Raw genomic sequence first — 24,683 nt, 5'->3', positions numbered from 1 at the left:
CGGTGAGGACACCGTCACTCCATCCCACACCCATGGAGTGTCGACGTCCTCGTCGACCACCTAACCTCACGAGCGCAGCGAACACTCCAATCAAACATCTGCGGCTGCGCCGGTTCAGAGGACGGCCGGACTGGAGACCGGCTCTCCGTTACCCCCACTCTTCTTCGTGTCCTTCGCGCACTTCGTGGTTCCAACCATCTGCGCTCATCTGCGTCCATCTGTGGCTCCTAAAGCCCCAGCGCACGCACCAGCCTCTCGCCGTCCACTCCCGCCCCGACAACCGCCATGCCCATGCGGTCAGGCTGGAAGAGCTCCTGCGCCATCTTTTGCACGTCATCCGCGGTCACATCGCGCACGTGCTTGAGCGCCTCCTCCGGACCCGGCACGTGGCCGACCGTCGACAACGCATCGCCCACCCACTGCATCTGGTTGGCCACCGCTTCAAACCACATCGACTGCTGGCCGATCACAAACTCCTTGGCATCCTTGAGCTCACCGACACCCGGCGCCTGGGTACGCAACTTGCGCAACTCGGAGCCGAGCATCTTCACCGCAGCCTCCGCTTTGTCCCCGTCGAGCCCGGCATGGATGTCCAACACGCCGACATCATCAAACATCTCGACGCCACTCTGCACGCTGTAGCACGCAGCGCGACGCTCACGCAGCGCCTGGAACAACCGTGAGCTCATCGTTTCCCCGAGCATCACATTGAGCAACTTGAAAGCAAACCGAGCGTCGTCCTTGCGGCTCGGCCCACGGAACCCCAAACCAAAATGCACCTGGCCGATGTCGCGTTCATCCCCGACAAAGCCCCCCTCCAACAACCACGGACGCTGCGGCGACTTCACCGCACGCATCGCCGGACGCCGCCCGGACTCCATCCCCCCCAGCTGACGCTCGACCTCGCGCACGACTTGATCGTGCGGCACCGGCCCGGCCACAGCCACCACCGTGTTATGGCCCACGTGTTTTTCCTCGATCCAACGGCGCAGCACATCCGGCGTAATCCGCTCGAGACTCTGTTCGGTGCCACAAATCGGACGCGCGAGCTGGTGACCATTCCACAACGCATGACTTAGCAAGTCCTCAACATGCTGGCCTGGGTTGTCGCGGTACATCTCGATCTCCTCAAAGATCACCTCGCGCTCGTTCTCAAACGCGCGCTGCTTGAGCTCCGCATTGCAATACATGTCGGAGAGCACACGCAGTGCACGGCCGAACCACTTCGCCGGCAACCACGCGTGATAACAGGTATGGTCCTCGGAGGTGAACGCATTCAGCTCACCACCCACACCTTCGATCTCCATCGAAATCTTACGCGCCGATCTCCGCTTCGTCCCCTTGAAGACCATGTGCTCGACAAAATGGGCCACTCCATTCTCCGCCGCCCGCTCGTGGCGCGATCCCGCATTGCACCAAATCCCCACCGATGCACTCACCGCCTGCGGCAAGTACGCCGTGCCCACTTTCACCCCATTGGCGAGCGTCGTGCTCTGGTAACTCACGTCGAACATAGTCCGCGCACCATACCCCGAATCAGCCCCCACGGCGCGAGAAAATGACGCCACCCAAAAGAGCCCAATTCTCCACCGATCCGGAGAATTGCCTCACCGCCTCCGGATCACCTCGTTCCAGCATCCCTTCAGGATGCACACACTGGGTGCCTCACTTTCCCGAGGATAAATCCCCGGGCTTTGTTCCCGGCTCCTTTCAGGAGCGCCAAACCCCAACGTCTGCCAGATGGCCGCTCTCCCTCTCGCCGATCCGGAATCCGGAACCCGATAGCGATAGCGATAGCGATGAAGAATACACGCCCCCGTTTGAGGCAGAATCGCTGCGCTCCGATCTGAATTTGGATAAAGATAAGGATAAAGACGCCTACCGCGACACCTCCCCTGAAAGGGGAGCGCAAACCAGCCCAGGGTGAAGGGAGCCTCCGGCGACCTCCCCCTGGGAAAAGGCGCCCCCCAGGGAAAACGGCGCCCAAATCACACCGGCCGAGCGTGCGATGTCGCAGAAACGCAGCACCTGCCCGATGGCCGTCCAACACCCGCAGTTATTCGTTAGATCACCCCTACCCCCGCAGCTCGTGCAGCGCACCTTCCGGCACATCGAGCAAATGACCGTCGCGGATCTTCTTGAACACAGCCTTCGCATTGTCCCTGATGTGGTCAAAGTCCGACTCAATCAACGCCACCGGCAGCACGACGTACGATTGATCCGGGCTCACCACGGCAAACACACCGTCCTCCTCTCGGTAGTCCTTTTCCTCCAACAAAAGCCAGCACGGCTGCCAGCCAAACGCGGCCACCAATGCGTCGGCATAGGCAATCGCCAGCGCCCCGAACACACGCCCCCGCTCGATCTCACCAAGCGTCCCCGAGTCCGCCGGCAAATGGTCGAAGAACGACCGCATCCCGCATGCCACCGACTCCGCATTCAGCTCGACCACCCGCCCACAGATCTGCTGCGCGCGTTGGCGCATCCGTTCGTACGCCGGACGAAATGCCTGCGGGATCTCGCTCACTCTTCCCTTCATGGCTGCCACCATCGACCAGTCCCCGCAGCAGGCAAGTCACTCGCAATGATCACCTCACACTCCCACCTCCCACTGCGGAAATCACACCAACCTCTCCGCCAACTCGATGTCGCCGGGGAAGGTGATCTTCAAATTCGGGCTCACAGAACGCACAACCGTCACCGGTCGCCCCGCATGCTGGAGCGCGGTCACTTCATCGGTAATCGCCGCTGAACTATCCGCCGATCGCGCCGCGGCCACCGCCTGACGCATCCAATCGGCGCGCGCACACTGAGGTGTCTCCATTGCCCACATGCCATCGCGCGGCACCGACTCCACGACCGACCCATTCGCGTCGACGCGCTTGAGTGTGTCCGCCACCGGCTTGGCAAGCACCGCTGCGCCCGTCGTAGCCGCTGCGTTGACCGTTTCATCGATCGACTGCGGACATACCAAAGGTCGCGCCCCGTCGTGCACGGCAATCACGCCGGCAAAGTCCTCACCGAGCGCAGCAATCCCATTGCCAACCGAATCAAACCGCTCGGCCCCGCCACGCACAGCGAGCTCGAGTTTGGAAAACCGCCCATCCGCGATCCAGGACTGTACCGTCTCTTCATTTGCCGCCGAAACCACCACCACGATCCGGCCAATCGTCTCCGCCGCCTCAAACGCGGCAATCGAGCGCTCAAGCACCGAAACATCGCCAATCTTGGCCGCCAGTTTATCAAAGCCCATCCTCCGCCCGGATCCCCCGGCCACAATCACCGCCGCTGCTCGCTCATTCATCATGGCTACAAGCTACGCATGATCACAGGGAAGCAAACGACGAAACACAAGGTTCTCACGCAAAGACCCTAAGACCCAAAGAAGAGAAACTATCGTCACTTACCAAAAAACACGCGCGGGTGCCCGTCGTCCAAGCCGTTAACAATTCTCTTGATCCCCTGCTTCATTAGATCGGCGCCAAAATTGAGTACCAACCCCAAGCGAGCTCCCCTTAGCTTCATGTAAGTAAACAACTGCTTGTAGTGAACTCTACTCAGAGCCTCAACCGACTTCAGTTCAAGAATCACCTTACCCTCAACCACAAGATCCGCTCTAAAAGCCTCATCCAGTTTTACCCCTCTGTAGATAATAGGCACGGGGACTTGGCGCTGTACCTTCAACCCTCTGAGTTCAAGCTCTTTCGCCAATACCACCTCATACACAGATTCAAGTAAGCCGGGCCCAAGCTCTGTGTGCACTTTAACCGCGGCATCGACCACCTCTTTACTGATCTGATTCTCCGTCATCACCTCAACGCACGCAAACGCCACTTAACGCAACGATCCCAAATAACAAAACCTTTGGGATCTTTGGGTCTTGAGCGAAGCGGGCGTGAGCATCAAAAAAAGGCGCCGCGTGGAAAACTCACGCGGCGCCTTTTGCGGAAATCTCTATCTATCTCTGCTACCCCAGAGCCTTAAGCACTTTCTCCACTGCAGCTTCGGCGGTGAGGCCGTGCTGGGCGCGGAGGGCTGGGACGTTGCCATGGTCGATAAACTCATTCGGCCAGCCGATGCGCACAACAGGCACATCGATCCCGGCATCATGCAGGTGCTCGATCACACCAGCACCGTAACCATTGGCGAGCACGTGGTCTTCAAAGGTGCAGATCACCTTCACCTTGCGGGCGAACTCCTCAAGGCAGGTGGTGTCCATTGGCTTGATCCAGCGTGGGTTCACCAGCGCGGTGGAAATCCCCTGCGCCTCGAGGGCATCGCGTGTCTCTTTGGCCATCGAGAACAAAGTACCAAGACCGAACAACGCCACATCCGCGCCGTCTTCAACCACTTCCGATTTACCGATCTCAAGCAGCTTTGGCTCGCCTTCCACCGGCACGCCGGCAATCGGACCACGCGGATAGCGGATCGCGCTCGGCAGCTCTTCGTAGTTGGCCATCGTCCACAGCATGTCGCGCAACTCCGGTTCGTCCTTCGGTTGCATGAAAACGAGATCCGGCACGTGACGCAGGTAACCGATGTCAAACAACCCGTGGTGGGTCGGACCGTCGTCTCCCGAAAGACCAGCGCGGTCCATGCACAAACGCACCGGCAGCTTTTGCAACGCCATGTCGTGAATGATCATGTCGTAGGCTCGCTGCATGAAGGTCGAGTAAATCGACAAGAATGGCTTGAACCCTTTGGTCGCCAATCCGCAGGCAAAAAGAGCCGCGTGTTCTTCCGCAATCCCAACGTCGAAATACTGTTTCGGCAGCTCCTTCTTCAGGATCTCCAGCTTGGTTCCGCCAGGCATTGCCGCGGTGATCGCCACGACCTTTTCGTCCTCTTTGGCAAAATCGGTTACGGCACGTGCGAAAACATCCGAAGCCGTAGGCGTCCCGGATGCGGTGGCACCGGTCTTGACCTCGTACGGCCCGGTTCCGTGGAACTTGCCAGGGTTGGCCAGCGCCGGCTCCCAGCCGCGTCCCTTCTCCGTGATAATGTGGAGAATCGAGCGTTCCTTGCGCCCTTTAAGGTGTTGGAAAATGCTGATGAGCGCCTCCACGTCATGTCCGTCCACCGGACCGTAGTAGCGCATTCCGAACTCCTCGAACAAAACACTCGGAGCAAAGAGTCCCTTGGTGCCCTCTTCCACGCGGTTGACCAACTTGCGCACGCCCTTGCCAGCCACGCGCTCGATCAGATCAGTCGCCTTGCGATGAATGTGCTCGTAGGCGTCGCTGGTCTGGAGGCGGTTGAAGTACTTGGCCAGTGCCCCCACGTTTTTGTCGATCGACCACTCGTTGTCGTTGAGCACGACAATCATGTTATCGGTCGACTCCGCGATGTTGTTGAGCGCTTCAAAGGTCGGGCCGCAGGTGAAAGCCGCGTCGCCCGCCACGCAGACCACTTCTTCGTCGGTACCAGCAAGGTCGCGAGCGGTCGCCATCCCGAGTGCCGCCGAAAGCGCGGTGCCCGCGTGGCCCGCACCGTAGCAATCATGCTCGCTCTCGGTGCGCAGCATGTAGCCATTGAGGCCTTCGTACTGACGGATCGTGTGGATCTCACTCTGACGACCAGTGAGCATCTTGTGAACGTAGGCCTGGTGCGACACGTCGAACACAAAGTTGTCCTTTGGCGTGTCGAAAACCGTGTGCAACGCGATGGTCAACTCCACCACGCCAAGGTTCGGCCCGATGTGGCCGCCGGTCTTGGCCACGGAGTGCACCAACTTGTGACGGATCTCTGCGGCAAGTTCCACCAACTGCGCGTTGGAAAGTTTTTTCACATCCGTCGGCGACTCGATTTTCTCGAGCAATGGGTACTCGCTGACCGGTTCTTGGATTGGCTTGTCTGTCACGGTTTGCTGGTGGGCTGGTAGGTAATTAAATCATGAGGGATGCCTCTGTCCGCCGGCATCCCATTCTCCGCGGCACGCGGAGGTTGATTAGAAAAGTTTGATCTCGTCGTCTTCGGATGGCTTCGGTTTCTGAACCGGCTTGGGCGACTTTGCGGCCGGGGTGGGAGCGGCGGCATCAAAGGCATCGGTCTCCAATTCCCCCTCCTCGGAGGCCTTCGTGATCGCCTCCACTTTCAAGCGCGCTTCATCCAGCCGCAGCTTGCATTGGTTCCACAGGCGCGTCCCGCGCTCATAGGCTTGCACCATCTCATCCAGCGGCAGCTCGTCACTCTCCATTTGGCCGATCAACGCCTCAAGCTCACCAAACGCTTGCTCAAACTTCATCGCACGGGTTTCCGCTGCATCAGCGGATGGATTGGAGGGTGATTTTTTAGCAGCCACAGCAGTCGTTGAATGGAAATTGCAGAGTAGCCTATTATCTCGGCCGATTTCGCCATCAAGCAAGAGCAAATCGCCCCTATCCGCCTCGATGTGACACCCTCGCTGCCATCTTCATCCACAAAATTTCGCACCAACCCGAAAAACCTCCGCCCAACTTCCCCCGAGCCGACGCGATTTCTTTTTCAGCACTTGATGCGAACTCCCGATCAGTGGTTAATTCCGCGACACACGTAATCCGTGACGCTTTTCGCGCCAACGCCCCGTCCCCCGGGACTCCCGCATACCGCACTCATGCCGCAACCCCGCACATCTCCAGCATTCGTCCCCCACCTGCTCCGCGCGGTGGCGACCCTATGTCTGCTCGTCGCTCTGGTAGGCACGGCACGCGCCGACTGGAATATCGTCACCCATAACGGCCGCGACCACGTCACGGCCGCCGACATCAAGAGCTTCTACCGCTTCCCCGAACTCAAACTCAGCGGCAACACCGCCCTCTGGCGCGGCAGCCAGTTGTGGATGAAAGCCACCATCGGATCGCCGGAACTCATCATCAACGACGTCAAATTCATCCTCAGCCACCCCGTCACCCGCAAAGGCCGCCACGTTCTGGTCTCACGCATCGACCTGGCCAAACTCATCGACCCCGTCCTGCGCCCCGACTTCATCCGCCAGGCCCAGCGCTTCGACACCGTCGTCATCGACGCCGGACACGGCGGCCACGACCCCGGCGCCATCGGCCCTTACGGCAAGGAAAAGGACTTCGCCCTCTCAGTCGCCAAACGACTCGGCGCCATCCTCCAGCGCAATGGCTACAAAGTGAAGTACACCCGCAGCGACGACCGCTTCATTCCACTCAAAAAGCGCGCCCAGATTGGCAACTCCACGCCGAACTCCATCTTCATCAGCATCCACTTCAACTCCGCCAAACGAACCGGTGCCCAAGGCATCGAAACCTTCGCCCTGACTCCCGCCGGCACCGCGTCCACCGCCCAATCCCAACGCCCGTCCGATCACAAAAAACGCACTGGCAACCGCCGCGACGCCGAAAACATCGCCCTCGCCACTGCCGTTCAAAACGCAGTGCTGAAGCAGATCAACCGCTACCGACCCACGGACCGCGGGATCAAACGCGCCCGCTGGACCGTGCTCTCGGGCCTCACCCGCCCCGGCATCCTTTTCGAAGGCGGCTTCGTCAGCAACCAAACCGAAGGCAAGCGCATCGCCACCGCCGCCTACCAACAACAACTCGCCCAGGGACTCGCCACCGCCATCTTCAAATACCGCAAGGCCATTACAGGAAGGTAGTGGGAAGTCGTAAGTGTCGCTGCACTCAAAGTTGACGGACAAGTAGACCTAGGTCGGGAAGACCAGGAGGCCAACTCGGAGATCGACTGCCCATAAAACCTCCTCGCCCCGCTTTTATCGCCAAAATCAGGACACTGAACACTTCCAACTGCGAACTAGCAAACATCCCCTGCGCATGCTTTGCTGGCCGCAATCCATCTCCCCTCCGCATTGAAAAAGAACTTCGCCAGATTCCTCGCCCTCCGCTACCTCAAGCCGAAGCGCACATCGGTCTCCATCATCACATTACTCTGCGTCGCAGGCGTGACCCTTGGAGTCTGGATTCTGGTCGTCGTCATGTCGGTGATGCTTGGGTTTGAAAAACGCACCAAGGAACTACTGCTCGGGTTCGAATACCACGTCTTCGTAGAACAAAAGCCATCGCCCCGCAGCAGCGCCTATCCAATGCGCGACTGGCGCCCGCTGCTCGATCAGATCAAAACCACCCCCGGCGTGAAAGCCACCTCGCCCGTTGTCGAAGGCATCGTCCTCGTCGACGGCAATGGCATGCGCATTGGCCAAAGAATGCGCGGCGTGGAAGAAGGCGACTCCCACGTGCTGGAGGAAATCAAACTCGAAGAGGGCTCGCTCGCCAGCGACAACCCGGACGTCCAACCCGTCGTCGTCTCCGATGCCGTGATGCTCAGCCTCGGGCTCAACCTCGGACAAACCGTCGACGTCTACTCCCAGGCGCACTTCGACAAAGTCTACGAAGCGATCAACGACGCCAAAAACCCACGCCTCAGCGGCACATTCGGCGAATCGATTAACACCGCTATCAAAGGCCTGCAGGAAAACAGCACGATCATCGACGACCAGGAACCCGAGCTCACCGTCATCACCCGCGACGCCGTGGCATCCGCCATCGCCGCACTCGAGCCCATCCTCGACACAACGCTCGAAAAGAAGCTCAAGCCCAGCGAACGCGAGATCGTCGGCAACGCACACTTCTTCCTCACCCAACTCGGTGCACCTCAAGACAACGCGCTGACCTACGACCGCAACCAACTCAACCAGGCGCTGCAGCCCCTCCACGAAATCGCCAACCTCCCCGCACAAAGCGAGGAAGACGATGAACAAGCTTTCGCGCAGCTGGAAGAACTCGTGCTTCCAAAACAACTCAGTGTCACCGGCTGGTACAAGCAGCCACCACACGTCAACGCACCGAGCATGCTGATGCCTCTTTTCCTATCGCAGGAACTTTACGGCTTCAGCGAACTCGATCTCGTCCACTCCATCGGCATCCGCATCGAAGACGCTTATCAAGCGGATCAGTTCGCCGAACAACTGCAGCAATCCCTGCCGCCCGGCTTCTACGCCTCCTCGTGGATTACCCGGAACGAAGACGTCTTCTTCGCCTTGGCCAATGAGCGCCGCATGATGTACTTCGCGCTCTTCTGCATCATGGTCGTGGCGTCATTCTGCATCATGGTCACCATGATCACCGTCACCGTGGAAAAACGCCGCGAGATCGGCGTGATGAAAGCGCTCGGTGCCACCGCCGCCCAGATCGTCTCTGTCTTCGCCGTCCAAGGCGTGGTCGTTGGAATCATCGGCTCACTCTCGGGCCTCGGACTCGGACTACTCACACTCTACTTCCGCGACCAGGTTCAAGCCGCACTCGGACTCATCGGCATGGACCCATTCCCCGCCGCTGTCTACGGCCTGGAGCGCATCCCCGCCGCGATCGACCCCGTCTCGCTCACGATCATTGGGTTCGGAGCCTTCCTTCTCTGCTCACTCGCAGCCCTCCCTCCAGCCTGGAGCGTCGCCCGCCTCGACCCTGCCAAAGCGCTGCGGGACTAGAGTGTGGTAGTTTGCCAGTGTTCAGTTTTCAGTGCCCCTGATGCGCGGCCACGCGAGCGTCACCACGCCTACCGTCTAACCCAGCCTCCAGACAACTGCGTCCGCCAACTGCAGACCAATCCCTCATCCGGCTACCGCCAAAAGGCCGCGCCCATCATCTGATACCAATTGAACGATCAAATGGTATAAACCGTCCCTACGGGACGCCCCATCAGCGCACTCATATCCGGAAGTTGAAACCTCCGGCTAACCGGTAACCTGTCGCTCCGCGACGACCTCGATTACTCGAAGATCCCCCCTGGCACCCAAAGTCGCCTTTAAAGGAGCTCAACCCTCATCGATTACGACAAGGTGACCGTTCAAATGGTGTAATCCCCGATAGATCCGCCACCAGTCCCTTGAATCACCAATTGGACCGCCCCTGCAGGGCTCCACCGTCTAACCCGCCAATCCCCACGGCGTTGCCGTGGGCTGCGCTAGTCCGCACCTCCGGCGCTATCTCGCGTCCAGCTACCCGTACTCCACAGATCCACACTCGTCCTACGCCCTTGGATCCCACACAGCCCACGTACTCGGATCCCACACAGCGCCGGAGGCGCGCCCCAACAGAGCCCATGGCGAAGCCATGGGATTACGTCCTCCCCCACATCGAGCCCTGCAAGGGCGGTCCAATACCATTTGAACGGTCAAATTGTCGGAATCGCGGAGAGCTTTTGCGAGGGAGCCAAGGTGCGAGCTGCGATGCTAGCAGGCTACATAAACTGAGGGCAACGCAGCATCACTCAACAAGATCCCGCCAAGACCACTTCCTTCTCCCCCTCGATCACTGATCCAATTTCCATCGGTTACGCCAAGGTAACCGTTCAAATGGTATAACAACCGGCCGATCCCCCGGCCCCGCCGTCATCAGGCAGCCGCCCGAAGGCCGCGCACCCATCGCGGCCCCACCCTCCATAAAACATAACAACCTAACCACCTAAAACCACCCCACCTACCCAACCAGCAAACTTACACTCTTAGCCTGCGCCACGACCCGCTGCCCAATCGCAAGCCCAAGCGCATCCGCCGAAAACTTGGTTATCCGCGCCAGCAACGCCGCACCGCCGTCCGTTTCGAGACGAACCAACACCTGAGCATCCCCATCGGCCGCTAATTCACGCACCACGGCATCGAACCGATTGAGGATACTCGTCCCCTCCTGACGCTCGCGGGTAATGCTCACGTCGCGCGCAGCGATCCGAACCCGCACCCGCTGTCCGACCGCCAACTCGGTTCCCACCACGGTCACATCACCCGCCGGAGACTTTAGCCGACTCAATCCATAGGCTGCGTCGTGCGCCGACACCGTGGCCTCCATCACCACCGCGGCCTCGCCATGGTGTGCCAGCGTTAAATCCGAGCGTACCAGCAACGCCGACGCCGCCCCGGATTCGACCACCCGACCGCTCTCCAGGATCACCAAATGATCCGCCATTGCCGCTATCTCGGGGACACTGTGCGTCACATACACCATCGGCACACCGCACTCGCGATGCAGCTTCTGCAGCCACGGCAGAATCCCGCGCTTGGCATCGTCATCCAGCGCCGACAACGGCTCGTCCAGCAACAGTAACCGAGGCGACGACGCAAGCGCCCGGGCCACCGCCACCCTCTGCCGCTCACCTCCCGACAGCTCACCCACGTTCCTTTCCAACAACGGCTCAACGCCAAGCATCGCCACCGCCTCGTCGAACGCCAATTTACGTTCCCCTTCAGCCACCCTCTTGGCACCGTATTCCACATTCCCCCGCACGGACAAATGGGAGAACAAACCAGGCTCCTGAAACACATAACCAAGTCGACGTCGGTGTGTCTGAACAAAACCACGTCCCTGTTGCCAGACCTCATTCCCAATCCTCACCACCGCTCCGCGATGTCGATCCAGCCCGGCCAACGCACGTAGAATCGTCGTCTTGCCGGATCCCGATGGACCAATCAGCCCCGTCACCCCACGTTGTGGAATTTGCAACTCCACATCCAATGAAAACGCCCCCCTTTCCAACTCCAACTTTAGCTCAATACTCACGCCACACCTCCCCGTTTGTTCACCGCAAAGACCACCGACAACATCACTAACGAAAGCACGATCAAGACCAACGACAGTCCATGCGCGTTACCGTACTCCAACGACTCGACGTGGTCGTAAATCGCGATCGACGCAACCCTCGTCTCACCCGGGATGTTGCCACCTATCATTAGCACCACCCCGAACTCGCCTACCGTGTGAGCAAACCCAAGCACCGTCGCCGACAGGAACCCAGCCCTGGCCTGCGGCACCCCGACCGTGAAAAACCGGTCCATTGGCGACGCACCTAACGCCGCCGCAACCTCCAACGGCCGATCACCCACCGCGACAAACGCATTGCGCAACGGCTGCACCACAAACGGTAACGAATACACCACCGAGCCTACAACCAACCCACTGAACGAAAATACCAACGCCGGCCCACCCAGCAAGGCAACCACATTACCCACCGGCCCGTCTGGTGCCATCGCCACCAACAGGTAAAAACCCAACACCGTCGGCGGCAGAACAAGCGGCAACGCCACCAAGGCCTCGACCAAGAACCGCCAACGCCAACGCGTCCTCGCCAACCACCACGCCAGCGGCGCGCCAATCAGCAACAACACCATGGTCGTCACCGCCGCCAACCGGAAGGTAAGCCACAAGGCATTGAGGTCGAGGTCATTCAGCATCAGGTTTATCGTAGCCATGATCGCGGATCACCTGCAACGCTCGATCACTCTGCAAATAGCGCATCCACGCCACCGCCTCCGGTCGATCGTTCATCCGCACCGCCTGCTGGACGAGCGGCTGATGCAACTCCGCCGGCACTAACCAAACCGCCCCGCGTTTTCCATTCGTCACCCAATGGGACCGCGCCACCATTCCTAATCTCGCCGCTCCGGATTCCACAAACTGCCAAGTCTGGGCCGCATTCTCACCGCGCACCAGCGAGGCCTGCCACGCGCCCCAACGGCCTAACTTCTCAAGCGTTTCCAGCGCAGCCTGCCCATACGGAGCAATCCGTGGATTCGCAATTGCCAACCGCCCCACCGGATCGCCCATCAACACCTTGCCTCCTTCATCCACCACATCCTCGTCCCGGCTCCACAGCACCAACCGCCCGACCGCATACGTCACCCGGCTTCCCATCACCGCAGCGCCCTGCTTCTCCAGCAACTCCGGCCGCTTTGCATCTGCCGCTAAAAACACATCGTAGGGTGCACCCCTCACAATCTGCGCATAGAGCTTCCCGGTAGATCCCGTGACCACAATCACCTCGTGCCCGGATTCCTTCTCAAACCCATCCGCCAACACACGCAGCGTCGGCGCAAAGTTGCTCGCCACCGCAACTTTGATCTCACCGGCAATGCCACAAGGGAGCGCCCCCATCAGGACGCACAGCACATAGAGAGGACGGAGACAAATCATCAGAAGACTCATCCTGCGCGGATCGCTCCCGAGAATCAAGGCCCGTCCCATTCATCCGATCGCTCCATCGCAACCCGCACACTCACCATTCCCCGCTGGAGCTACGGCACTCCTGCCGTAGGACGTGAGACTCCGTCATCAGCTCAGCTCCCATTTATCCTCAATCGCTCCGCAGTCAGTCCGATAATGATTTGGATAGGAGAAGGATAAAGACACCGTCATCACGGATGCGCAGCGCGGGTGGGTCGGCATTCCTGCCGACAGTCGCGCGACGCCATCTCCCGACAGAGATCTAACGCAAAGCCCAGAAGAGCCCAAAGGGCGCCCAAACTCACATCGCTAACTCCCCCCGACCACAAGAGTGTGGTCGCTCCATCGCAACCCGCACGCCCACCATTCCCCGCTGGAGCTACGGCACTCCTGCCGTAGAACCTGAGACTCCGTCATCAGCTCAGCTCCCATTTGTCCTTAATCGCTCCGCAGTCAGTCCGATAATGATTTGGATTGGAGAAGGATAAAGACACCGTCATCACGGATGCGCAACGCTGGTGGGTCGGCATTCCTGCCGACAGTCGCGCGACGCCATCTCCCGCCAGGGATCTCACGCAAAGCCCCGAAGAGCCCAAAGGGCGCCCAAACTCACATCGCTAACTCCCCCCGACCACAAGAGTGTGGTCGCTCCATCGCAACCCGCACACTCACCATTCCCCGCTGGAGCTACGGCACTCCTGCCGTAGGACGTGAGACTCCGTCATCAGCTCAGCTCCCATTTATCCTCAATCGCTCCGCAGTCAGTCCGATAATGATTTGGATTGGAGAAGGATAAAGACACCGTCATCACGGATGCGCAACGCTGGTGGGTCGGCATTCCTGCCGACAGTCGCGCGACGCCATCTCCCGCCAGGGATCTCACGCAAAGCCCCGAAGAGCCCAAAGGGCGCCCAAACTCACATCGCTAACTCCCCCCGACCACAAGAGTGTGGTCGCTCCATCGCAACCCGCACACTCACCATTCCCCGCTGGAGCTACGGCACTCCTGCCGTAGGACGTGAGACTCCGTCATCAGCTCAGCTCCCATTTATCCTCAATCGCTCCGCAGTCAGTCCGATAATGATTTGGATCGGGATAAAGCGCAAACAAACACGCGTCGCTCCTTACTTCACTACCTACATCGCTCAGACGACAGGAATGTCGCCCCTCCCGCGCTTCGCGTCGCCCGTCCTACATCGCGCCCAAGCCACGAAATCTCAAAACTGCGAACTGAACACTAGCAAACTAAGATAAAAAAATCCCGCCACCACCGTGGGCCGAAGCCTGGGTGATGACGGGATGAAATAATTTTCAGGGAGCTGGGTATGGCTTACCAGTTGTCACGGCGATTGCCGCCGCCACCGCCGCCGCCACGGCGATCTCCGCCGTAACCGCCACCGCCACCACGACGCTCGCCGCCGTAGCCGCCACCACCGCCACGGCGATCTCCGCCGCCGCCACCGTATCCACCGCCACCGCTGCGCGGCTCACGAGGACGCGCCTCGTTGACGTTGAGTTTACGGCCGACCACTTCCTGGCCGTTGAGTTCTTCAATGGCGCGCTCGCCTTCGGATTTCTCCGACATTTCAATAAAGCCAAATCCTTTTGAGCGGCCGGTGTCGCGGTCCGAGATGATGCTCGCGCGGCTCACGGTGCCAAATTGCTCAAAGAGCTCGCGCAGTTCGAGCTCAGTCATGTCATAAGACAAGTTTCCTACGTAGATGTTCATTCGATATCAGTATGGTGTGCGTTTGTTAAATCGGATCGAGTAAATGAACGCACCACCTAATCGATTGCGGCATGCCAAAATCGGCATTCCGCGCCGCGGAACAATCGTTCCGCATGGTCGGGATCATGCATCGCCAAGCTGGCAATGACAAGCCCAGATGCTGAGTATTCACCCAGCGCTTTTTACAGCAACAACGGCTGGGAGGACACCAGGTCCACCCAGCCGTTGTTGGTTGATTCGTTCTCCGCCCAGCTGTGAAGCCGGACGATATGGAACATGGCCGCCTGATTACAGCGACTTCATGTTACCCATAGCATCGCGAAGGTACTCGCCGATCTCTTCCACAGGGTGGTTGCGGATCGCCCAGTTCACTTCCACGAGGGTCTTGTTGTCGACCGATGCGTCGGCGAGCTCGAGGCCCTTGCCGATGACGTCTGTGTCGACGGTCTTCATGAAGTCTTCCAAAAGTGGCACGGCAGCGTGTGCGAAAAGGTAGCAGCCATACTCCGCGGTGTCGGAGATGATGCGGTTCATTTCGTAAAGCTTCTTACGTGCGATGGTGTTGGCGATGAGCGGAGTCTCGTGAAGCGACTCGTAGTAAGCGGACTCAGGCTCGATGCCGGCTTCCACCATGGCTTCGAAGGCGAGTTCCACACCGGCACGCACCATGGCGACCATGAGGATACCCTTGTCGAAGAACTCCTGCTCGGTGATGTCACCAGTAGCTTCGGTCTTCTCGAATGTGGTCTCACCGGTAGCCGCACGCCAGCCGAGGAGGTTGGCATCGTCGTTGGCCCAGTCTTCCATCATGGTCTTGGAGAAGTGACCGGAGATGATGTCGTCCATGTGCTTCTCGAACAATGGGCGCATGATGCCTTTGAGCTGCTCGGAAAGCTTGAATGCCTCGATCTTCGCTGGGTTCGACAGGCGGTCCATCATGTTGGTGATACCACCCTGCTTGAGAGCTTCGGTGATGGTCTCCCATCCGTACTGGAGCAACTTCACTGCGTATCCTGCGTCGATGCCCTGAGCGGTCATCTTGTCGAAGCAAAGGAGCGATCCAGCCTGGAGCATGCCGCAGAGAATGGTCTGCTCACCCATGAGGTCGGACTTCACTTCCGCCACGAACGACGACTCAAGCACACCGGCGTGGTGACCACCCTGGGCCACGCAAAGCGCCTTGGCGATCTCAAGACCGTTGCCCTGTGGGTCGTTCTCACCGTGGCAGGCAATCAAGGTCGGCACACCGAAGCCACGCTTGTATTCTTCGCGCACTTCCGAACCAGGCGACTTAGGTGCCACCATGATCACGGTGATGTCCTTGCGGATCTCCATGCCTTCTTCCACGATATTGAAGCCGTGTGCGTAGCTGAACACTGCACCTTCCTTCATCAATGGCACCACAGCCTCAACCACAGCGGTATGCTGCTTGTCCGGAGTCAGGTTCATCACGATGTCCGCAGTCGGGAGCATCTCTTCGTAGGTACCCACGGCGAAACCGTTCTCGGTCGCGTTGAGGTACGACTCGCGCTTCTCTTCAATCGCTGCCGCACGCAGGGTGTAGGAAACGTCCAAACCACTGTCGCGCATGTTGAGACCCTGGTGCAGGCCTTGGGCACCGCAGCCCACGATCACGATCTTCTTGCCCTTGGCGGCTTCGATGCCGTTGGCAAACTCGGACTCGTCCATGAACCGGCAGGTTCCCAACTCGGCCAACTGACGGCGCAGTGGCAAGGTGTTGAAGTAGTTTTCGCTCATAATCAAACTGGGTAAAAATGTGTTTCGAGAAACGCGACCATGAAAGCCTACTCTAATCATTGCGTAAATTGACTTATCCAACACACAGCGTTGCATTTTATGCAACACAGAGCTAGCCTGCCTACCGCAGTGAACGTCCACGAACTCAAGAACTTCCTGACCCTGGCAGAGACTCTCCACTTCGGTCGCGCAAGCCAGGCATGCAACCTCAGCCCGTCCGCGCTGACCCGCAGCATCCAACGCCTCGAAGACACCGTCGGCGAGCCGCTCTTCCTGCGCAACAACCGAACCGTCACCCTCACCGCAGCCGGTGAGAAGTTCCGTAACTACGCCAGCGCTGCGGTCCGCGATTGGGAAACCTTCTGCGCCGAACTCAAAGACGACGGCAGCGTCGGCGGTCTGGTCTCGATCTACGCCTCGGTCACCGCCGTTTACAGCCTCTTGCCCGAACTCCTCGAATCCTACCGCAATGCCTATCCGGAAGTGAATTTGGAGCTGCGCACAGGCTCGGCGGAGGAAGCCGTGCAACAAGTCCTCTCCGGAGAGATCGACGTAGCCGTAGCCGCCCTGCCGGACCGCCGTCACGCCAGTCTTGAGTTCCTCCCGCTGGCGGAAACCGGACTCATCTTTGTCGCCCCGAAAAACCACGGTCACATCCCCACCTCTGGCGACGACCAGTTCGATCTCAACCGCGCACCCCTCGTGCTGCCACGCAGCGGACTCTCCCGCCGCCGCATCGACCAATGGCTACGCAAACGTCCCAACAACCGGCCGAACCCGACCACCGAAGTCTCGGGCAATGAAGGCATTCTCGCCATGGTCCGCCTCGGCTGCGGCATCGGCATCGTCCCCGAACTCGTGCTCGAACGCAGCCCATTCCGCGACGACCTCCAACGCATCGAAAACGCCCCCAAGCTCGCCCCCTACGTCGTCGGCCTCTGCACCACCCGCAACAACCTGCGACGTCCGGGCATCGCCGCCCTGTGGGAGCTGGCCCAACGCTGAGCCATCACTCACGGCCACGGGTCACGCCTCCTCTACAAACCACTGCAGCGCCTTCACGAACTCTTCTTTCTTGATGACGTGCCCGCCATCAAAGAGCTCTAGCCGGATCTCACCGTAGCGGTTCCCTTTCATGCTGGCCGCCACCGACTCCGCGTGCCCCACATTTGAAATCGTGTCACTGCGGCCATTGCTGATCCACACTTTGATCTTGCGCAGCCCCGACTTCTTGAACCGAGTCTCAGCACGCGCATCGGCGGTACAGTCCTGATTGCACCCCGCCAAAAACATCCCGGTCACGTTCAAATCATTCACCAACAGATCCCCCACGCGGTAGAACGATGCCTTCCCTCCACCGGACCCGCCACAACACGCGAACTGCCACGTCTTGAACTGCGGCCACGCCTCGGTCAGAGCCTCCACCGCCGCCGTGTGCACCGCGAGATCCGTTCCTTTGGAGCGCTCGTTATCCTCCACCCGGGGATTGCCCATATCCGTATCCGCCGCCACGACCACCCAGCCCTCCGCGGTTCCCGGCCCGGCAAATGCCCACATCGCGCCGGCATTCCCCTTCTTGCGCTCGTTTTCGTTGTTAATCGGGGCACTCACCCACATCACGCGCTGCGGCTTGGTCGGGTCAAACCCCTTAGGCAGAGCAATCGAGATCTTGAGCTCAGTCGGCTTGGTCTTGGAGCGGGAAAACTCCTTCAGCGTCTTCTCATCCAACGGCGCAGTCACCGTCTGCACCGAGCCATTCGCCTTCAACACCTTGCCACAAAGCGTCAACCCACCCGCAGACGCCCCGATGCCGCCACTCTTTCCAGCGTCGCTTTCAACCACACCTCCCTGCCCGTCCTGATGAGTCTCCACCCAGTATTGGACATACTCCTGATCCACCTCGGAGAGCTTCGCGATCGGGAACTTTACCTCCCGCCCTTTGTGGTCAAAAACCACCGCCGCCCCATCCACACGAACAATCTCCGCATCGATCTTTCGGTTCTGATTATCCGTGAACGTCCGGGCTGAGCCTACATCCACGGTCACCAGCCCAGCAGCAGCCAAACAAATCAGAACATTTTTCATAACCGAACGCTGATCTAAAACGCTGCGATCTGTCAATCCGCCCGTTGCAAAACATCCCCGCCAATCACGCCCGCGCAGTGCTGGAGAAACGGCGTGACAATCCTCTTCGTAAACCTCGCGCACTTCGCGATCCCACATAGTCATGGCCTCACGCAAAGCCCCCAAAGATCCCAACGGGATTTCTTGTCCGCCTACCGCACCCAGTCACACCGCCCCCCTTCCCCGATGGACCTACGGCACTCCTGCCGTAGCACGAGAAACTCCGTCATCCGTTCCGCCAATGACCAATCCTAAATCGCCCCCTGTCGGCCCGATAAGGATTTGGATAAAGATAAAGACTCACCGACTAGGCACGCGCAGCGCACGTGGGACGGCATTCCTGCCGTCGAGCCCGTGAACCCGTCCCGCTCTTCTTCGTGAACTTCGCGCACTTCGTGGTCCCGCATAATCATGGCCTCACGCGAAGCCCCCCAAAGATCCCAACGGGATTTCACTTCCGCCTACCGCACCCAGTCACAACGCCCCACCCTTCCCCGATGGACCTACGGCACTCCTGCCGTAGCACGAGAAACTCCGTCATCCGGTCGATCCTCGCTCGGGCACGCGCAGCGCTGGTGGGACGGCATTCCTGCCGTCATCTGGAAACCCAATGAGCGAAGCGAACATCACTTCATCCCTCCCCCCATCACCGACCGAGCCTGCGCCCCACACATCGCGAAGCGATTGCTTACCGCATAGCCCGCGGTTTCAACCGCGGGATCCCCACCCAACACGTCCCCTCGCGCCGAAGGTGCGGTTTACCTCCCATCACCACATCCGCGGCCGATGTCTCTTGCCTCGCGGCGCTGAAGCGGCATCATATAACCCATCCCAACGCATGCCTGCTGATCCATCTCCATCACCCGCAGCCCAGCCCGACCGCCCACAACCGGTCGTGGCAAGTTACGTCCACACGTTCTGCAAACCGGAGATGCGCCACATCTACCGCCAGATCACCGGCCTCGAAACCTGGCGCCCGCATGTCATCACCCACAAATGGGAGAACCCGGAAACCTTCCACCTGCACAAGCGCTGGGTCACCGTACTACCAAAATACCCACTGCGCTTCTTCCGCAGGCTCTGGTGCAAACAATTGCGCGACATCCCGTGGCAACTCAGCCGCGACGAACTGCGCAGATTCCTCTACGCCATCCAAACCCACGACGCCCAGGTCGTGCACATCTACTTCGGCCACATGGCCATGCACCTGCTGCCGCTGATCGAAGCCTCTCCGTGGCCGGTGGTTGTCTCGTTCCACGGCGCCGATGCCGGAGTCGGCATGGAGAAAAAGGCGTGGCGCCAAGCCATGGAGCGCGTCTTTGAAAAGGCCACCGCAATCCTCGCCCGCTCACAGTCGCTGGTCGACGAATTAATCGCCCTCGGCTGCCCGGCAGAAAAGGTCCAACTCTCACGCACTGCCATTCCGCTCGAGCAATTTGCGTTCACCCCGCGCGAAGAACCGACAAACAACGCCTTCATCTGGCTCCAGGCCTGCCGACTCATCGAGAAAAAAGGCCTGCCAACCACTCTCACCGCCTTCGCCGAGTTCCACCGTCAGTTCCCCAATGCGAAACTGCGGATCGCCGGCGACGGCCCGATGAAGGACGAACTCGACAAACTCGCCACCGACCTCGGCATCGCCGACTCCATCGAATGGCTCGGGTTCCTCTCGGAAAAGCAATTCCTCCACCAGCTGCAGCAAGCCCACTTCTTCGCCCACCCAAGCCAAACCGGCCGCGACGGCAACCAGGAAGGCGTCCCCAACAGCATGCTCGAAGCCATGGCCAGCGGCGCCCCCGTCCTCGCCACCCGCCACGGTGGCATCCCCGAAGCCGTAACCGATGGCCACAACGGCGTCCTCGTCGATGAACGCGACGCCCAATCCCTCGCAGCCCGCGCCATCGACCTCGCCCAATCCCCGCAGCTGCGCGCCACCATGGCCACCGCTGCCCGCCACACCATCGAGACCATGTTCTCCCCCGAGGCCCAGCGCACCCAGCTCGAGTCCCTCTACACCCACCTCGCCGCCGGCACCTACGCCGAGTACCGCGATGCGGTGCAGTCCGTCGCCCGCCAATAGCGCGGTCTCCCCGGCCCTCCATCCCCCGGAGCGCAGAGACGCGAAGACACATAGGACTCCCCGACCAAGCGCTGCGCCCACCCGGACCGCCGGATTGCACCCGGCCATCCCGCAGTCGCGGGACTACGCTGGAAGCGTAGCCAACGGAGAGTAGCGACCATTTCCACTATCGTGCGCCCCCACTGAAGCGCCGAGCTCCAGTTTGGCAAACCTCCCGATCCGGCGCAGCCGCACTGCCCCTGAAAATCATAACCATCATGTAAATCCTCTACCAAAAGCTCTGCGGTTCCCGCCCCCACCCCCTCCATTCCTGCGCTCCAAGCCAGCCCAAAAAATCCACTTTCAACTTGTCGGATCGCTCTTAGATTGACCGTCCCATGAGCGAATCGACTCAATCACCAGCCGACAACTCCACCCCGCAGTCCACCGAAGCCGATCTGATCGCCATCCGTCGCGATAAATTGGCCAAACTGCGCGAACTCGGCGTCGACCCATATGGCGCGAAGTTCGAAACCACCACCACAGCCGCCAAGCTGAAAGCCGACTTCTCCGACGAGAAACAGGTCAAGCTCGCAGGCCGTGTCTACACCGTGCGCGACATGGGTAAATCCGTCTTCTTCGTCGTCGGCGACGTCGAAGGCCGCATCCAGGGCTACCTCAACAAAAAGGGCCTCAGCGAACAGGATTGGAACGTCTGGAAACAAGTCGACCGCGGCGACTGGGTCGGCATCGAAGGCGAAACCTTCACCACCGGCAAAGGCGAGCCAACCGTCAAAGTCACGTCACTCACATTCCTCAGCAAGGCGCTGCGCCCGATGCCAGACAAATGGCACGGCGTCTCCGACCGCGAGCTCAAGTACCGCAAGCGTCACCTCGACCTGATGGGCAACCAGGAAAGCGCTGATCTCTTCGTCATGCGCTCGAAGATGCTCGCGGAAATCCGCAGCTTCCTCCACGAGCGCGACTACCTCGAAGTCGAGACCCCAATGCTCCAGGACGTCGCCGGCGGTGCCGCCGCCCGTCCATTCGAGACCTACCACAACGCGCTCGGCATGCCATTGACCATGCGCATCGCCCCCGAGCTCTACCTCAAGCGCCTGCTCGTCGGTGGCTTCACCAAGGTTTTCGAACTCAACCGCAACTTCCGTAACGAAGGCATCAGCCGTCGTCACAACCCTGAGTTCACCATGCTCGAAGCCTATCAGGCCTTCGGCGACTTCGAACAAATGGCCAACATGGTCGAAGAGCTCGTCTGCCACCTGGCAATGAAGTTCTGCGGTACCTTGCAGATCGAACACAAGAACGAGGAAGGCGAAGTCATCCGCACAATCGACCTCACCCGCCCATGGAAGCGCGAGGAATACCACACCCTCATCAAAGGCGTAGCTGGCGATGACTGGTTCGACCTCACCCCGGAAGAGCGCCGCGCCAAGTGCGAGAACGAACTCAACGTCGAGATCTCCCCTGCCATGGAAGACTACGAGGTCACCCAGCAGGTGTTCGAAAAGCTCGTTGAAGAACACACCTTCAACCCATGCTTCGTCACCCGCGTGGCCAGCGAGCTCATTCCATTGGCGAAAGTCACCCCGGGCGGCAAGACCGTGGAAGTCTACGAACTCATCATCAACGGCCAGGAAATCTCGCCGGGCTACTCGGAGCTCAATGACCCAGACGTCCAGCGCGAACGCCTCGAACACCAAGCCGGTGGCGAAGAAGAACAAAAAGTCGACTACGACTTCATCGAAACCTTGGAACACGGCATGCCACCTGCAGGCGGCATCGGTATCGGCATCGACCGCCTCATCATGATGCTCCTCGGCGCGCCAACCATCCGCGACGTCGTTCTCTTCCCTCAGCTCAAGCGCAAGGACTAACGGAGAGACAAGAATCTAGAAACAAAACGCCGCAGCAGGGACCTCCCCGCTGCGGCGTTTTTTTGTGCCCCGCCCCGTGAGGACAATACTCACGCAAAGCCCCCCCAACGAAACACAGCGCCCCCACGGACCGCCGGATTTCACCCGGCCACTAGTCGAACGGAGCGCAGCGACCACTCTTCCCAAAACTCACGCAGCCCCCTCCATCATAAAACCTAACCAAATAACAACCTAAAACCCGTTTACCCCACGCAAAGCACCCAAAGCCCCAAAGGTGCCAACTCTCAAAGCATCCGTGTCCTTCGCTCCCTCCGTGGTTCCAACCACATCACCCTCGATCGATTTTAAGAATCCGCAGATGACGCCGATTTCGCAGATTGTTGGTGTTGGAAATAGAGCATCTTGATTCAAATCGTCCGCGCCCCCCCAAAGCCCCAAACGACTCCAAGTCTCAAAACCTTCGTGTCCTTCGTGACGTCTGTGGCTCTAACCCGATCCCCCTCGAACGTTCACCGCCCCAAACGACACCATCACCCACCGCAAATCCGACAACCGCTCATAGAATCCCACAAAATGCCTTTCTCGGTTTTACTCGCGACAGTTGCTCCGCGGTGAAAAGAGTGATGATTCACAGGGATGCTTTTTTCAAGGGAGAGTGACATCGTTCCCCGTGATCCTGAAGAGGTTTTCGTTAGGATCAAACTCAATATTACGGTCGTTAGGTGTCGGGTTGAGGTAGTAGACAAAGCTCATGAAATCTCCGTAAATTTTGCCATAACTAGCACTAACAAAACCTCCCCTTTCATCCACCTTTGTCCGCACCCGGAAGTAGAAATTGCGCTCATGCTTTCTGGTCGTCTTGAAGCCCTCTCCAGACTTTCTTGAGGTAGTCTGCACCCATTTTGACAAATAGCCCTCCTCAGGAGCTTCATAATCCGAGCGGAGTTTCGGTGCCTCGTGAATGGGCAGAGGACCTTCAAACGGAATCAGCCCGTCTTTTTCATTACTGAAGGTTATTGTGATTTTTTGGCTAAAGTCATTCCCCAAAACCTCACGAAAACCCCCTTCTTTTTCGAAGATAAAATCGCTGATAACGCCTTCACCGTAAGGCTTCACCCAGTCCCCAACTTGCAAATCAAATCCTATCTTCTCACCAACACCACCAGGAATTTTGATACCCGGAGTTACTCCAAAGCTCATGTTTTTTGCATACATCGCTATCGGATTTTTCTTTCTCTTAATCTTAACAACCAAAGGCTCCGAAGGATCAAAGTCAGGAGAAAGCCAAGGAATAAAAGTCACTCCACTAGAGTAATACCCCTCCTTGTAAGCATTGGTCTTGGCACTATCTACTCTTCTAAAGGCAACCAAAGCTACGCCCTCTGCATCCGTCCACTTACGCTTCATCCTTCCAGTGCCCTCATCCTTCAGCCCTGTCCTCACACTTGCGTTTTGAACAGGCTTCCCGGCATCATCCACAACCTGAATTTTCATTGTAAACTCACTACCATACTCGGCACCACAGACCCTCATGAGAAAACACCAACCACCAATAAAAAGCAGAACCAAGAAGACAACACTCCTGCTTATCTTGATTACATTTACATTCATTACACTTTTTTCATTTTAGTTTCATTGACCCAGCCCAGACTCATCATTTCAACCTCAACATCTCCAGATGTCGATTTAGCCAACATCCTTGATGTTCTCCATGCAGCCAGCTGAGCTCATCATGTTTATGTTTGCGCCACCAGATCAAGCAAAGACTGCCTCCGGATTCCTCCCCACGACATAGCTCTTTGCTCGTCACAAAATAGGACCACGCTTACCCCCCCTAACCATCCTCGACACTCTGCACACCCGACAGCGCATCGGCAAACCATTTCACCCGGCTACTAGCCGAACGGAGCGTAGCGACCACTCTTCCCAAAACTCACGCAGCCCCCTCCATCATAAAACCCGTTTACCTCACGCAAAGCACCCAAAGCCCCAAAGGTGCCAACTCTCAAAGCCTCCGTGTCCTTCGCGCCCTCTGTGGTTCCAACCACATCACCCTTGATCGGTTTTAAGAATCCGCAGATGACGCCGATTTCGCAGATTCTTTCTATTGGAGAGGGCGCATCTTGAACAAATCGACCGCGCCCTCAAACGTCACCATCACA

At 59.0% G+C, this 24,683-nt stretch carries 18 protein-coding genes; 5 read left to right on the top strand and 13 right to left on the bottom strand.

Features of this window, described 5'->3' with window-relative positions:
* Positions 1-227 precede the first annotated feature (227 nt).
* The 6 genes from G3M56_RS02945 to xseB all read right to left on the bottom strand — a co-directional run bounded on the left by G3M56_RS02945 (position 228) and on the right by xseB (position 6,244).
* Entirely contained in the window at positions 228-1,514 is a 1,287-nt protein-coding gene (locus G3M56_RS02945) for a M16 family metallopeptidase (protein WP_164363167.1), read from the bottom strand.
* A 560-nt stretch (positions 1,515-2,074) separates the two neighbouring features.
* On the bottom strand, positions 2,075-2,539 hold the full coding sequence (locus G3M56_RS02940; protein WP_164363165.1) for a hypothetical protein: 465 nt from the start codon (positions 2,537-2,539) through the stop codon (positions 2,075-2,077).
* An 81-nt stretch (positions 2,540-2,620) separates the two neighbouring features.
* Positions 2,621-3,307: an IspD/TarI family cytidylyltransferase gene (locus tag G3M56_RS02935; protein ID WP_164363163.1), complete on the bottom strand. Its 687-nt coding sequence runs from the start codon at positions 3,305-3,307 to the stop codon at positions 2,621-2,623.
* A gap of 92 nt (positions 3,308-3,399) precedes the next feature.
* Entirely contained in the window at positions 3,400-3,810 is a 411-nt protein-coding gene (locus G3M56_RS02930; protein ID WP_164363161.1) for a GxxExxY protein, read from the bottom strand.
* Positions 3,811-3,967: 157 nt separating this feature from the next.
* Positions 3,968-5,860 (bottom strand): 1-deoxy-D-xylulose-5-phosphate synthase, encoded by a 1,893-nt coding sequence (dxs, locus tag G3M56_RS02925; RefSeq protein ID WP_235203558.1) that lies wholly within the window; start codon positions 5,858-5,860, stop codon positions 3,968-3,970.
* An 87-nt stretch (positions 5,861-5,947) separates the two neighbouring features.
* Complete coding sequence (gene xseB, locus G3M56_RS02920) at positions 5,948-6,244, bottom strand: exodeoxyribonuclease VII small subunit (protein WP_164363333.1); 297 nt, start codon at positions 6,242-6,244, stop codon at positions 5,948-5,950.
* Positions 6,245-6,592: 348 nt separating this feature from the next.
* Between xseB and G3M56_RS02915 the strand changes: the two genes are divergently transcribed.
* Both G3M56_RS02915 and G3M56_RS02910 read left to right on the top strand, forming a co-directional pair.
* Entirely contained in the window at positions 6,593-7,606 is a 1,014-nt protein-coding gene (locus G3M56_RS02915; RefSeq protein ID WP_164363159.1) for an N-acetylmuramoyl-L-alanine amidase family protein, read from the top strand.
* Between the two features lie 210 nt (positions 7,607-7,816).
* Complete coding sequence (locus tag G3M56_RS02910) at positions 7,817-9,451, top strand: FtsX-like permease family protein (protein WP_164363156.1); 1,635 nt, start codon at positions 7,817-7,819, stop codon at positions 9,449-9,451.
* Between the two features lie 991 nt (positions 9,452-10,442).
* Here the strand turns inward: G3M56_RS02910 and modC are convergent.
* The 5 genes from modC to ilvC form a co-directional block, all read right to left on the bottom strand.
* Entirely contained in the window at positions 10,443-11,516 is a 1,074-nt protein-coding gene (gene modC, locus G3M56_RS02905) for a molybdenum ABC transporter ATP-binding protein (protein ID WP_164363154.1), read from the bottom strand.
* Complete coding sequence (modB, locus tag G3M56_RS02900; protein WP_235203557.1) at positions 11,513-12,205, bottom strand: molybdate ABC transporter permease subunit; 693 nt, start codon at positions 12,203-12,205, stop codon at positions 11,513-11,515. Before modB ends, modC begins: the two co-directional genes overlap by 4 nt.
* Complete coding sequence (gene modA, locus G3M56_RS02895) at positions 12,177-12,926, bottom strand: molybdate ABC transporter substrate-binding protein (RefSeq protein WP_235203556.1); 750 nt, start codon at positions 12,924-12,926, stop codon at positions 12,177-12,179. The genes modB and modA overlap by 29 nt, the downstream gene beginning before the upstream one ends.
* A gap of 1,360 nt (positions 12,927-14,286) precedes the next feature.
* A complete protein-coding gene (locus tag G3M56_RS02890) occupies positions 14,287-14,685 on the bottom strand; it encodes an RNA recognition motif domain-containing protein (RefSeq protein ID WP_164363152.1) in 399 nt (132 codons plus the stop codon).
* Between the two features lie 288 nt (positions 14,686-14,973).
* Positions 14,974-16,443 carry a ketol-acid reductoisomerase gene (gene ilvC / locus G3M56_RS02885; protein ID WP_164363150.1) on the bottom strand — a complete coding sequence of 490 codons (1,470 nt, stop codon included), beginning with the start codon at positions 16,441-16,443 and terminating at the stop codon, positions 14,974-14,976.
* Positions 16,444-16,542: 99 nt separating this feature from the next.
* Between ilvC and ilvY the strand changes: the two genes are divergently transcribed.
* Complete coding sequence (gene ilvY, locus G3M56_RS02880; RefSeq protein WP_235203555.1) at positions 16,543-17,448, top strand: HTH-type transcriptional activator IlvY; 906 nt, start codon at positions 16,543-16,545, stop codon at positions 17,446-17,448.
* 21 nt (positions 17,449-17,469) lie between these two features.
* On the opposite strand, the gene G3M56_RS02875 is transcribed toward ilvY, so the two are convergent.
* On the bottom strand, positions 17,470-18,528 hold the full coding sequence (locus G3M56_RS02875) for an alpha/beta hydrolase (protein ID WP_164363148.1): 1,059 nt from the start codon (positions 18,526-18,528) through the stop codon (positions 17,470-17,472).
* An 877-nt stretch (positions 18,529-19,405) separates the two neighbouring features.
* On the opposite strand from G3M56_RS02875, the gene G3M56_RS02870 reads away from it, so the two are divergent.
* Entirely contained in the window at positions 19,406-20,647 is a 1,242-nt protein-coding gene (locus tag G3M56_RS02870) for a glycosyltransferase (protein ID WP_164363146.1), read from the top strand.
* 377 nt (positions 20,648-21,024) lie between these two features.
* Positions 21,025-22,521 (top strand): lysine--tRNA ligase, encoded by a 1,497-nt coding sequence (gene lysS / locus G3M56_RS02865; RefSeq protein ID WP_164363144.1) that lies wholly within the window; start codon positions 21,025-21,027, stop codon positions 22,519-22,521.
* Between the two features lie 645 nt (positions 22,522-23,166).
* Here the strand turns inward: lysS and G3M56_RS02860 are convergent.
* A complete protein-coding gene (locus tag G3M56_RS02860; RefSeq protein WP_164363142.1) occupies positions 23,167-24,132 on the bottom strand; it encodes a peptidase associated/transthyretin-like domain-containing protein in 966 nt (321 codons plus the stop codon).
* Positions 24,133-24,683 lie beyond the last annotated feature (551 nt).

The organism is Sulfuriroseicoccus oceanibius (assembly GCF_010681825.2).
Lineage (GTDB): Bacteria > Verrucomicrobiota > Verrucomicrobiia > Verrucomicrobiales > SLCJ01 > Sulfuriroseicoccus > Sulfuriroseicoccus oceanibius.
The sequence above is the reverse complement of the archived record's forward strand: the minus strand, read 5'-3'. Positions and strand labels throughout refer to the sequence as shown.

What these genes read in the sequence shown, in the direction of transcription:
- G3M56_RS02945 (WP_164363167.1), bottom strand. Translation starts at nt 1,514, where the DNA reads ATGTTCGACGTGAGTTACCAGAGCACGACGCTCGCCAATGGGGTGAAA.
- G3M56_RS02890 (WP_164363152.1), bottom strand. Translation starts at nt 14,685, where the DNA reads ATGAACATCTACGTAGGAAACTTGTCTTATGACATGACTGAGCTCGAA.
- modA (WP_235203556.1), bottom strand. Translation starts at nt 12,926, where the DNA reads ATGATTTGTCTCCGTCCTCTCTATGTGCTGTGCGTCCTGATGGGGGCG.
- G3M56_RS02915 (WP_164363159.1), top strand. Translation starts at nt 6,593, where the DNA reads ATGCCGCAACCCCGCACATCTCCAGCATTCGTCCCCCACCTGCTCCGC.
- ilvY (WP_235203555.1), top strand. Translation starts at nt 16,543, where the DNA reads ATGCAACACAGAGCTAGCCTGCCTACCGCAGTGAACGTCCACGAACTC.
- G3M56_RS02870 (WP_164363146.1), top strand. Translation starts at nt 19,406, where the DNA reads ATGCCTGCTGATCCATCTCCATCACCCGCAGCCCAGCCCGACCGCCCA.
- G3M56_RS02930 (WP_164363161.1), bottom strand. Translation starts at nt 3,810, where the DNA reads ATGACGGAGAATCAGATCAGTAAAGAGGTGGTCGATGCCGCGGTTAAA.
- xseB (WP_164363333.1), bottom strand. Translation starts at nt 6,244, where the DNA reads ATGAAGTTTGAGCAAGCGTTTGGTGAGCTTGAGGCGTTGATCGGCCAA.
- ilvC (WP_164363150.1), bottom strand. Translation starts at nt 16,443, where the DNA reads ATGAGCGAAAACTACTTCAACACCTTGCCACTGCGCCGTCAGTTGGCC.
- lysS (WP_164363144.1), top strand. Translation starts at nt 21,025, where the DNA reads ATGAGCGAATCGACTCAATCACCAGCCGACAACTCCACCCCGCAGTCC.
- modB (WP_235203557.1), bottom strand. Translation starts at nt 12,205, where the DNA reads ATGGCTACGATAAACCTGATGCTGAATGACCTCGACCTCAATGCCTTG.
- G3M56_RS02860 (WP_164363142.1), bottom strand. Translation starts at nt 24,132, where the DNA reads ATGAATGTAAATGTAATCAAGATAAGCAGGAGTGTTGTCTTCTTGGTT.
- G3M56_RS02875 (WP_164363148.1), bottom strand. Translation starts at nt 18,528, where the DNA reads ATGAAAAATGTTCTGATTTGTTTGGCTGCTGCTGGGCTGGTGACCGTG.
- G3M56_RS02935 (WP_164363163.1), bottom strand. Translation starts at nt 3,307, where the DNA reads ATGATGAATGAGCGAGCAGCGGCGGTGATTGTGGCCGGGGGATCCGGG.
- G3M56_RS02940 (WP_164363165.1), bottom strand. Translation starts at nt 2,539, where the DNA reads ATGAAGGGAAGAGTGAGCGAGATCCCGCAGGCATTTCGTCCGGCGTAC.